This window comes from Secundilactobacillus sp. MJ173 (assembly GCF_059704265.1).
Map to the genome: position 1 here is coordinate 19,696 of NZ_BAAKGN010000030.1, position 12,264 is coordinate 31,959.

Annotated in this window: 5 protein-coding genes and 6 tRNA genes; all 11 read right to left on the reverse strand. The window is 45.1% G+C overall.

Annotated features, from left to right (window positions below):
* Positions 1-33: 33 nt before the first annotated feature.
* On the reverse strand, positions 34-3,678 hold the full coding sequence (gene rpoC / locus AC6H04_RS04795) for a DNA-directed RNA polymerase subunit beta' (RefSeq protein ID WP_497570603.1): 3,645 nt from the start codon (positions 3,676-3,678) through the stop codon (positions 34-36).
* 19 nt (positions 3,679-3,697) lie between these two features.
* Entirely contained in the window at positions 3,698-7,300 is a 3,603-nt protein-coding gene (gene rpoB / locus AC6H04_RS04800) for a DNA-directed RNA polymerase subunit beta (RefSeq protein ID WP_497570604.1), read from the reverse strand.
* A 238-nt stretch (positions 7,301-7,538) separates the two neighbouring features.
* The gene (locus AC6H04_RS04805; RefSeq protein WP_497570605.1) at positions 7,539-8,138 is read right to left on the reverse strand and encodes a TetR/AcrR family transcriptional regulator; all 600 of its coding nucleotides are present in this window, start codon (positions 8,136-8,138) and stop codon (positions 7,539-7,541) included.
* A gap of 162 nt (positions 8,139-8,300) precedes the next feature.
* Positions 8,301-10,787, reverse strand: a complete 2,487-nt coding sequence (locus AC6H04_RS04810) for an ATP-dependent Clp protease ATP-binding subunit (RefSeq protein ID WP_497570606.1) — start codon at positions 10,785-10,787, stop codon at positions 8,301-8,303.
* A 17-nt stretch (positions 10,788-10,804) separates the two neighbouring features.
* Positions 10,805-11,272 (reverse strand): CtsR family transcriptional regulator, encoded by a 468-nt coding sequence (locus tag AC6H04_RS04815; RefSeq protein WP_497570607.1) that lies wholly within the window; start codon positions 11,270-11,272, stop codon positions 10,805-10,807.
* A 423-nt stretch (positions 11,273-11,695) separates the two neighbouring features.
* Positions 11,696-11,769 (reverse strand) — tRNA-Pro (locus tag AC6H04_RS04820).
* Positions 11,770-11,793: 24 nt separating this feature from the next.
* Positions 11,794-11,867, reverse strand: a tRNA-Arg gene (locus AC6H04_RS04825).
* Between the two features lie 21 nt (positions 11,868-11,888).
* Positions 11,889-11,974: transfer RNA gene (locus AC6H04_RS04830), tRNA-Leu, on the reverse strand.
* Positions 11,975-11,990: 16 nt separating this feature from the next.
* Positions 11,991-12,062, reverse strand: a tRNA-Gly gene (locus AC6H04_RS04835).
* 4 nt (positions 12,063-12,066) lie between these two features.
* Positions 12,067-12,139 (reverse strand) — tRNA-Thr (locus AC6H04_RS04840).
* 28 nt (positions 12,140-12,167) lie between these two features.
* Positions 12,168-12,249, reverse strand: a tRNA-Leu gene (locus tag AC6H04_RS04845).
* Positions 12,250-12,264 lie beyond the last annotated feature (15 nt).

Genomic DNA, 12,264 nt, shown 5'->3' on the forward strand with positions numbered 1-12,264 from the left:
AGCTTAAACAGCTAGTCGCTTTCATTTACCAAATTACTTAGCTTCTTCTTCTTTCATCCGGCGTTCCAACTCATTAATTGAGTAGACACCATCAGTTGAAGATCCACCAACGTCCTTTGGCTTGATCTTACGGTAATCAGGCATCCCAGTACCAGCTGGAATGATCTTACCAATAATAACGTTCTCTTTAAGACCGACCAATGGATCGTTCTTACCGCGGATAGCAGCATCGGTCAATACTCGAGTTGTTTCCTGGAATGACGCAGCTGACAAGAAACTGTTAGTTTCAAGGGCAGCCTTGGTAATCCCAAGGATAACTGGACGAGCAGTGGCTGGTGTACCACCGGCAACTAACGTCTTGTAGTTATGATCACGGAAGTCATCGATATCCATCAAGGTACCAGGCAAGACATCAGTGTCACCTGGATCCATGATACGTACCTTACGAAGCATTTGACGAACCATGATCTCAACGTGCTTATCCAAGACAGCCACACCTTGCATCCGGTAAGTCTTTTGAACTTCACTCAGCAAGTAGTTTTCAGTAGAAAGAACATCGCGAACCCGAATTAATTCCTTAGGATCAACTGACCCTTCGTTAAGAGCAGCACCACGGTGTACGTAGTCGCCTTCGGTCACCTTCAGTTGAGCTGTAATTGGAAGTGTGTAACTTCTCGTATCAGCTTCACCTTTAATAGTGATTTCCTTAGTCCGTTCTGCTGGGTTTTCTTCGATAGATTCAACCGTACCAGTAACTTCGGTAATCTCAGCTTTACCTTTAGGGTTCCGAGATTCAAAGATTTCTTGAACACGAGGAAGCCCTTGAGTAATATCTTCGTTTCCGGCAACACCACCGGTATGGAAGTTACGCATGGTCAATTGAGTACCAGGTTCACCGATTGATTGAGCAGCAACAGTACCAACTGCTTCACCAACTTCAACTTGGTCCCCAGTAGCCATGTTACGACCGTAGCAACGTTCGCAAACCCCGTGAGAGGTATTGCAAGTGAAGACGGAACGAATAGTAACTGATTCAATACCAGCGTCAATGATCCGTTGAGCAGTAGCTTCATCGATCATCTGGTTAGCACCAATGATCACTTCGCCAGTCTTAGGGTCATTAACAGTCTTCATGGTATAACGGCCTAACATCCGGTCGTATAATGGTTCAATCATTTCGTTACCATTCTTGATGGCGCGAATAGTCAAACCACGATCGGTGCCACAGTCTTCTTCACGAACGATAACGTCTTGAGCAACATCAACCAAACGACGGGTCAAGTAACCTGAGTTGGCAGTCTTCAAGGCAGTATCGGTCATCCCTTTACGGGCACCATGGGTAGAAATAAACATTTCCAAAACAGAGAGGCCTTCACGGAAGTTTGCAGTAATAGGCAATTCCATGATTTCACCGTTAGGAGCGGCCATCAAGCCACGCATACCGGCAAGTTGCGTAAAGTTAGAAATGTTACCACGGGCACCAGAGTCACTCATCATGAAAATTGGGTTTTGTGGATCGAAGTTATGGATCAGTTTGTCTTGCAAAGTATCCTTAGCATCGTTCCAAACACCAATAACACGTTCGTAACGTTCGTGGTCGGTAATCAAACCACGACGGAACTGTTTAGTAATTGTTGCCACCTGTTTGTGGGCAGCTTCAATAATTTCTGGTTTATCTTTAACTTCAGTTACGTCGACAATTCCGACAGTCAAGCCAGATTGAGTCGATTCGTCGTAACCTAAGTCCTTCATCCGGTCAAGCAGTAATGACGTTTCGGTCACTTTGTACTGCTTGTAGACTTCGGCAATAATGTCACTCAGGAAACCTTTGTTGAATGGCTTAACCACTTCAGCATCCTTCAGATAATCATGAATATCTTCACCCTTATCCAAGAAGTACTTGTCTGGTACGTAACCGTTCAAGTTGGTATCCGTTGGTTCATTCAAGTATGGGAATGACTGTGGCAAAATACCGTTGAAGATCAGCTTACCAACACTGGTAACCAAAATCTTACTCTTTTGTTCGTCAGTGAATGGCTTGCCCTTCAAAGAACTGGTTTGAATACCAACACGTGAGTGCCAGTGAACTAACCCGTTACGGTATGCAAGTACCGCTTCGTCAGTATCTTTAAAGATCATGCCTTCGCCTTCACGACCGGCTTCTTCCAAAGTCAGGTAGTAGTTACCAATAACCATATCTTGAGAAGGGGTAACCACTGGCTTCCCATCCTTAGGTGCCAGAATATGGTGAGCGGCAAGCATCAGCAAACGTGCTTCAGCTTGGGCTTCATCAGATAAAGGCACGTGAATGGCCATTTGGTCACCATCAAAATCGGCGTTGTAAGCTTCACAGGCCAATGGGTGTAAACGCATTGACTTACCGCTTACCAGCACTGGTTCAAAGGCTTGAATACCCAAACGGTGAAGCGTAGGTGCCCGGTTCAGTAGAACTGGATGTTCCTTGATAACATCTTCCAGAACACTGTAGACATCTTCATCTTCACGGTCGATCTTCCGCTTAGCGTTCTTAATGTTAGAAGCTAACCCACGGCTAACTAATTCCTTCATGATGAACGGCTTGAAGAGTTCCATTGCCATTGGCACTGGCAGACCCATTTGGTTCATCCGTAATGAAGGACCCACATCAATAACAGAACGGCCTGAGTAGTCAACACGCTTACCCAGTAAGTTTTGACGGAAACGACCTTGCTTCCCTTTCAACATGTGTGAAAGAGACTTCAATGGCCGGTTACCAGGACCCGCAACTGGACGGCCACGACGACCGTTATCAATCAAAGCATCAACGGCTTCTTGAAGCATCCGCTTTTCGTTTTGAACGATGATTCCAGGTGCATGAAGATCTAACAAACGCTTGAGACGGTTGTTACGGTTGATAACTCGACGGTACAAATCGTTCAAGTCAGAAGTGGCGAAACGGCCACCTTCCAATTGAACCATTGGCCGTAAGTCAGGTGGAATAACTGGAATGGTATCCATAACCATCCACTCCGGCTTGTTACCAGAAGTAACGAAGGCTTCCAAAATGTCCAAACGACGAACGGCACGCGTCCGCTTTTGGCCAGTAGCTTCCTTCAAAGCTTCCTTGAGTTCAGTCACTTCTTTAGTTAAATCAACATCGCGGAGTAACTTCTTAATGGCTTCAGCACCCATTTCGGCAGTGAACCCATTACCATACTCAGCTTTCTTTTCACGATATTCACGTTCAGAAAGCAACTGTTTCTTTTCAAGTGGTGTATTGCCTGGTTCAAGCACAACGTATGAAGCGAAGTAGATAATCTCTTCAAGTGAACGTGGGCTCATGTCCAACACGAGACCCATCCGGCTTGGAATACCCTTGAAATACCAGATATGAGTAACTGGTGCAGCTAATTCAATGTGTCCCATACGTTCACGACGAACTTTAGAACGGGTAACTTCAACGCCACAACGGTCACAAACAACGCCCTTGTAACGAATCCGCTTGTACTTACCACAAGCACATTCCCAGTCTTTGGTTGGGCCAAAGATACGTTCATCGAACAGTCCGTCTTTTTCTGGCTTTAGAGTTCGGTAGTTGATGGTTTCTGGCTTCTTAACTTCGCCATATGACCAGCTCCGAATCTTGTCAGGCGATGCAAGTCCAATTTGCATGCTTTCGAACTTATTGACATCGACCAATGGATCGACCTCCCTTTAATTAATCTTTAGCGTTAGTGTCAGCTTCATCTTTGCTAGCTGCCTGAGCTTCTTTAGCCTCAGTAGCCTTCTTTTGTTCTTCTTGTTGCTGTGCGAACTTACTCAAAGCGTCAACGTTCACTACGTCGTCATCTTCGTCGTCCATATCGCGCAGTTCGATTTCTTTGTTATCAGAGCCTAGAACCTTCATGTCCAGACCCAATGATTGTAATTCCTTAACCAACACACGGAAGGATTCAGGAACACCTGGCTTAGGAATTGGTTCGCCTTTAACAATGGCTTCGTAAGTCTTAACACGACCAACAACGTCATCTGACTTGTAAGTCAAGATTTCTTGCAGGGTGTAAGCAGCACCATAAGCTTCAAGTGCCCAAACTTCCATTTCACCAAAACGTTGGCCACCAAATTGTGCTTTACCACCAAGTGGTTGTTGGGTAACTAATGAGTAAGGTCCGATTGAACGTGCATGAATCTTATCGTCAACCATGTGGGCCAGTTTCATGTAGTGCATCACACCAACGGCAACACGCTTGTCAAATGGTTCACCGGTCCGACCATCATACAGAACAGTCTTGGCATCATCAGCCATACCGGCTTCCTTAACAGCAGCCCAGATATCTTCATCTTGTGCACCATCAAAGACAGGGGTTGAAATGTGAATGCCAAGCTTACGAGCAGCCATTCCCAAGTGAATTTCGAGCACTTGCCCGATGTTCATACGGGAAGGCACACCCATTGGACTCAACATGATATCGATTGGGGTACCATCTGGCATATATGGCATATCTTCTTGAGGGATAACAACGGAAACAGTCCCCTTGTTACCATGACGGCCGGCCATCTTGTCACCCACTTGCAGCTTACGCTTTTGAGCGATGTAGACACGGACCATCTTGTTAACGCCTGGAGATAACTCATCACCGTTTTCACGAGTGAAAATCCGGACATTCTGGATGATACCGCCGCCACCATGAGGCACCTTAAGTGAAGTATCACGAACTTCACGCGCCTTTTCACCAAAGATTGCGTGAAGCAAACGTTCTTCAGCTGATAATTCAGTCACACCTTTAGGCGTTACTTTACCAACTAAGATGTCACCATCATGGACTTCAGCACCAATCCGAATAATACCTTCTTCGTCAAGGTTCTTCAGTGCATCTTCCCCAACGTTAGGGATTTCACGAGTGATTTCTTCAGGTCCAAGCTTAGTATCACGTGCTTCTGATTCGTATTCTTCAATATGAATAGAAGTGTAGACATCGTCAGTAACTAATCGTTCGCTAATGGCGATGGCATCTTCGAAGTTGTAACCTTGCCAAGTCATGAAAGCAACTAATGGGTTTTGGCCTAATGCCAATTCGCCATCTTCCATTGATGGTCCATCAGCGATTACTTCGTCAGGGCCAACTTTATCGCCGACTTTAACGATTGGACGCTGGTTGTAGTTCTTACCACCGTTAGAACGTTGGAACTTCATTAACTTGTAAGTGTCTAATGCACCGTCTTCGCGACGAACACGAATTTCACGAGCATCAACGTATTCAACTGTCCCTGGTTGCTTGCAAAGCAAGGCAACCCCAGAATCATGGGCAGCTTTATATTCAATACCAGTACCGATCAATGGTGAGTGAGGATCAAGCAAAGGAACAGCTTGACGCATCATGTTGGCACCCATCAACGCACGGTTTGAGTCATCGTTTTCCAAGAAAGGAATGCAGGCCGTAGCGACCGACACAACTTGCTTAGGCGAAACGTCCATGTAATCGACGTTTTCGATGCTGGTTTCAATGTTTTCTGATTTTGCACGAGCCATAACCACATCGTTAACGAATGAACCATCATCGTTTAATGGTGAGTTAGCTTGTGCAACAACGTAATTATCTTCTTCATCGGCCGTCAGGTAATCGATCTTATCGGTAACCTTATGAGTGGTCCATGAAACACGACGGTATGGCGTTTCAATAAAGCCATACTTGTTGATCCGAGCATAACTGGAAAGACTGTTGATCAAACCAATGTTAGGACCTTCAGGGGTTTCAATTGGGCACATCCGGCCGTAATGGGTATAGTGAACGTCACGGACTTCATAACCGGCACGGTCACGAGTCAAACCACCAGGTCCAAGGGCTGAAAGACGACGCTTATGCGTTAATTCACCCAATGGGTTGGTTTGGTCCATGAATTGTGACAGTTGTGATGAACCGAAGAATTCTTTGATTGAAGCAACAACTGGCCGAATGTTGATCAATTGTTGTGGTGTCACAGTTGTGGCATCTTGAATTGACATCCGTTCACGGACAACACGTTCCATCCGTGATAAACCGATCCGGAATTGGTTCTGCAGTAATTCACCCACAGAACGAATCCGACGGTTACCCAAGTGATCGATATCATCGGTGTTGCCAATACCATCTTGTAAATCAAAGAAGTAGTTAACAGCAGCCAAAATATCAGCAGGTGTAATATGTTTGTACTTCAAATCAATGTGACCATTACCGATCACTGGAATAGCACGTTCTGGATCATCAGGTGATTGCACCATGATGGTCTGCAACGTCACTGGTTCAGTGACAACCGCTTCGTCTGAAGGCGTGTAAGTTACCGTCTTAAAGTCTTCACGGTCAAGGTATGGGGTCAAATTCTTCAACAGATCTTTATCGATCAAGTCGCCCTTAGAAGCCAACACTTCACCAGTATCTGGGTCAGCTAAGGTTTCAGCTAAGGTCAAACCAAGCAACCGGTTCTTCAAAACCAGCTTCTTGTTTGTCTTGTAACGACCAACAGGCGCCATATCATAACGCTTTGGATCGAAGAAACGAGCTGTCAACAAGCTCCGTGATGAGTCAGCAGTCTTAGGTTCGCCTGGACGTAGACGTTCGTAGATGTCCTTTAAGGCCTCTTCAACACGTGAATCCTCGCTGTTTTTGTGAACATCCTTTTCCAAGGTTGCAGAAAGACTGTCGTTATCACCATACATCTTGATGATTTCGTCATCTGAACCGAAGCCTAAAGCCCGAACTAGTTCGGTCATTGGGATCTTACGAGTCCGGTCGATCCGAACGTATGATAAGCCCTTAGCATCAGTTTCAAATTCCAGCCATGCACCCCGGTTAGGAATGACAGTGGCACCGTAAATCGTACGACCGTTTTTGTCAGTTTCTTTATTGTAATAAACGCCTGGGGAACGGACTAATTGAGAAACGATAACCCGTTCGGCACCGTTAATAATAAACGTCCCTTGTTCTGTCATCAGTGGAAAATCGCCGAAGAAAACATCTTGGGATTTAATTTCGCCAGTCTCATGATTGGTTAACCGTAAAGTGACATGTAATGGTGCCGAGAAGTTGGCATCGTGCTCTCTTGCTTCGTCAACGGTATATTTTGGTTCCAGTAACTGGTAATCAACGAACTCCAATGAAAGATTGCCTTGGAAATCTTCGATAGGCATAATGTCATCGAACATGTCCTTAAGGCCTTCATCTAGAAACCACTGGTACGAATTCTTTTGGATCTCAATCAAGTTAGGAAGATCCAAAACTTCCTTAATCCGTGCGTAGCTTCGTCGGGTCCGGTGCTTGCCATATTTAACCAAGTGTCCTGCCAAGTTGTTCACCTCTCCATTTTATTCAGCGGACTGAACCAAATATTACAGTTTGATTACATTTCAAATGAAAACGTATTCTCACCGGTTTTTTGGCAAAAAAAATCCAAAAATAAGAAATCAAGTTCTTACTTTTGGTTTTTATGAGAGCCGTTACGGACAATATATCGCAACGATTCATTTCAGTTCACAGTTACATACTGCAGATAGTATACCTGCTACTGATTAAGTTGTCAACTGGTTATGCCTTTTCAGACACCAAACCATGCAAAATAAAATCTAATAATAATCGAATGTGTTCTTCCTCGGTCATGCTGACGCCACCGATGCGATGGAACTTGCTGAATAGTGGACTCAAACTGGTAATATAAAACTCAGCAGCTTCTGTTGGCCGAATTCCTTGCCGTAATTTAACATCCGCACTCTTAAAATAGGTTTCAATGGGCGTCACGTAATCCTCTTGAAAAATCGTTCCCATCTGCCGCATATTTTCTGGCTTAAGGTCGGCAAAGCTGGAATGAATCACCGTAAAGATGTCCCGCGGATGCTTGTCAGTGAGTACCTGGGTAATCTTAACCAGCCGCTCATCAGCTGCCACAGCAGCCCCCTGCTGATTAATCGCATCGATGTCCGACTTGATTTCAAGTCCGACCGTTTCGATCACCTGTAAAAAAAGCACGTCTTTGTCGGCAAAATGATGATAAAGTGCCGGCTGAGTAATCCCAACAATTTTCGCAATATCCCGTGTGGAAGTCCCCTGGTAACCCCGAGACAAAAAGAGGTTTCGAGCAGCGTCTAGAATGGCCTGATGCGTCTTTGCTAATTGCACTTCTCTTTTCAAATCATCTACTATCCCTTCCAGTTGACCGTATTTTATCTGATTACCATTTTATCACGAATCCCCCTGTTACGGTAATGATACTGGTTGAGATGACATAAAAAACAGGCTGATGAATCGTCAACAAAGACAATCCATCAGCCTGTTTGCGTTTATCCGATAGCCTTACTTACTGCCAACAGTTTCGTTGGTCTTAGTTTCGGCCTTTTCTGGTTGTTTAACATTAACGGTAATCTTACCGCGACTGGCACCTAAAGTGACCATGTTACCCGTCTTAATTTCACCCGAAAGCATCGCTTCACTCAAGCGATCTTCCACTTTAGTCTGTAATGCCCGACGAATCGGCCGTGCACCGTACTCAGGATCGAACCCGGCATCCGCAATCACATCGATTGCAGCCGGTGTAATCTTAATATCGATGCCTTGAGCCTTAACACGATCAGTCACCGTTTTAGCCATCAACTTGACGATTTGGTGAAGTTCCTTCTTTACAAGGCTGTGGAAAATAACCACTTCATCGATCCGGTTCAAAAACTCTGGCCGGAAACTCTGCTTCAACGTTTCCCGAATGGTATCCGCCATAGCAGCGTAGTCGCCGGACTTATCTTTAGCAGCGAAGCCCACGGTCTTTTCATCCCGTAGTCTGGTTGCACCCAAGTTCGAGGTCATGATCAAAATGGTGTTTCTAAAGTCAACTTTACGCCCCTTCGAATCAGTTAAATAGCCGTCATCCAGAACTTGAAGCAACAGATTAAAGACGTCCGGGTGAGCTTTTTCAACTTCATCAAATAAGACAACTGAGTATGGTTTTTGACGAACTTTCTCAGTTAATTGGCCACCTTCATCGTAGCCCACGTAACCAGGTGCTGAACCAATCAAACGACTAGTTGAGTACTTCTCCATGTATTCACTCATATCAACCCGGATCATGTTGTCTTCAGAACCAAACATTGCTTCAGCCAAAGCCTTAGCAAGTTCAGTCTTCCCAACACCAGTAGGACCCAAGAACATGAATGAACCAATTGGCCGGTTCGGATCTTTCAAACCAGAACGGGCTCGACGAATAGCTCGAGAAACTGCGGAAACAGCTTCCTCTTGGCCAACCACCCGTTTGTGCAAAATACCTTCCAGGTTAACTAACCGTTCTTGTTCAGTTCGGTTAAGTTGCGTCGTTGGTACGCCAGTCCACTCTGAAACCACTTCAGCGACGTCTTCGCCAGTGACATTCAAGCTGTACTTCTTACCAGCTTCAGCTTGTTTCTCAGCCTTCTTATCCAGCTTATCCTTCAACGCAATTTCCTGTTCGCGAATCTTGGCAGCTTCTTCAAAACGCTGATCAAGAATGGCAGCTTCACGTTGATCAGACAAATCTGAAAGTTTGGCTTCCTGCTTAGTCTGGTTATTTGGCTTGTCCATCTGACTGATACGAACCTTGGCAGCTGCTTCATCCATCAAATCAATTGCCTTATCAGGTAAGTAACGGTCTGTAATGTAGCGAGTCGATAACTTAACGGCTTGCTCCAACGCATCATCAGTAATGTTAGCCTTGTGATGTTGTTCGTACCGCGGACGTAACCCCTTCAAAATCTCAATGGTTTCGTCTTCAGTCGGTTCGTCAACTTGAACAGTTGCAAACCGCCGTTCAAGGGCAGCATCAGACTCGATGTACTTTTGGTATTCATCAAGCGTCGTTGCACCGATTGTTTGAAGTTCGCCACGTGCTAAAGCAGGCTTCAAAATGTTTGAGGCATCGATGGCCCCTTCAGCACCACCGGCACCAATCAAGGTGTGTAATTCATCAATGAAGAGAATCACTTCACCATCGTTGTAGATTTCTTCGATTACTTTCTTCAAGCGGTCTTCGAATTCACCACGATACTTAGTACCAGCAACTAATGAGCCCATATCCAGCGCCATTAACCGCTTGTTTTGCATGTCTTCTGGGACATCGCCCTTAACGATCCGTTGTGCTAAGCCTTCAGCAATGGCAGTTTTACCAACGCCGGGCTCGCCAATCAGAACCGGATTATTCTTCGTCCGGCGACTCAAAATCTGAATCACACGCCGAACTTCGTTGTTACGGCCAACCGTTGGATCCATCCGGTCGTCACGTGCTAACTGAGTTAAATCACGTGCCAATGAATCCAATGTAGGCGTGCCGCCCTGTTGCTTGCGTCCACGTTGACTGCGGCGCTTATCCTGGTTTTCAGTAACGCCCAGCTTACGCAAGATTACCTTGCGTGCCTGAGCTAAATCAATGTTTAAATTCATTAAAATTCGTGAGGAAAGAATCGTTTCATCGCTCAGTAAGGCAAGCAATAAATGTTCCGTGCCAATCTTCGTGGCACCAATTCGCTTAGCTTCTTCGCCAGCAACGGAAAGCATGTCCTTTGCCTTTGGTGAATATGGCAAATAGGTATCCTTATCAACGTTATTAAGGGTGCCATAACCTGTGAAGCGTTCAATTTCTTCACGCACATCATCTTCACTAATGGAAAATTGCTGTAACACCTTGTTTGCAATCCCATTTTTTTCAATTGTGAGTGCTAAAAGTAAGTGCTCTGTGCCAACAGCTTGGTGCTTAAAGTACTTCGCCTGTTCTTGGGCTAATGCCAAGACGCTCTTTGCACTGGGGGTAAAAAGATTATCCATGTAATTTCCTCACTTTCTTAGCTCTCATAGCGTAGATGTTTTAAGATACTCACTAAAATACGCGCCCTCAAGCCGTTCTCTTCCGCACGGTTTTCCATTTGCAAGGTATCCTTACTCAAGATGGTTAAAATAATGTTAGCCTCTCTTCGGCCAATCACACCACTCTCATAAAGTCCCTGAACCACGGCATAACCATCACGTTGCCCAATTGAATCACCAATTGTTTCAATCAATGAATCTAAAACATCGGTATCATCTAATAGGTTAACCTTTTCGATTCGAATATAGCCGCCACCGCCTCGTTTACTCTCCACTAAATAACCGTTGGATAAGGTAAACCGGGTCTTAATCACATAGTTAATTTGTGACGGCACCACATTGAACAAATCCGCAACTTCAGATCGGCGAATTTCCACGTGCTCCGTATCCGACAAAATCTCCTTCAGGTACTGCTCAATAATATCGGAAATATTTTGATTTTGCACGCTACTCCCTCCATTCACCAACTTAGCAATCATGTTTGACTAATGTTGACTTTCATTATACGAATGTTTGGTGAAATTGCAAAGGTTTAAACTTTAATTTATCGCCCAAATGATCAATTTTTTTCAAACCGAAAAAGTTTCTACCTATAATAAAGGTTTTTTGGACCTCACGACTAATACTTCAAATTATTTATTTGGCTATCTCCATTATAAAGCATTCGTCAATAAAACTCCCGTTAAAGCCTCATGCGAAGAGTCTATGAGTCAAATTCAGCTGCACAAATCAGATTTCGGCCATCTAAACAAAATCAGGTGATAGCCCCTTGAAACTATGGGAATACCACCTGATCTGCTTAGGTGCTAGGATCACCGCACAAAAAAAGAGGTCATCATTTCTGATGACCCCCAACGTTCGGTCGTAAATCGGGAAAACAGGATTTGAACCTGCGACCCCTACGTCCCGAACGTAGTGCTCTACCAAGCTGAGCTACTTCCCGTTTGTTGTATGAAAGCAACAAAAATGCACCCAGTAGGAGTCGAACCTACAACCTTCTGATTCGTAGTCAGACACTCTATCCAGTTGCGCTATGGGTGCAAAATAATATTAAATTAAAAATGCCGAGGACCGGGATCGAACCGGTACGGTCATCACTGACCGCAGGATTTTAAGTCCTGTGCGTCTGCCAATTCCGCCACCCCGGCAGGAACAAACGTTAAAAGCGGAAGACGGGATTCGAACCCGCGACCCCCACCATGGCAAGGTGATGTTCTACCACTGAACTACTTCCGCACAATGCCGACTAGAGGATTCGAACCTCCGACCTCCTCATTACTAGTGAGATGCTCTGCCAACTGAGCTAAGTCGGCGAAAGTGAATGTTGCTATTTAAATGTAATGCGGGTGAAGGGACTCGAACCCCCACGTCGTAAGACACTAGAACCTAAATCTAGCGCGTCTGCCAGTTCCGCCACACCCGCATGGTGATACTGGTT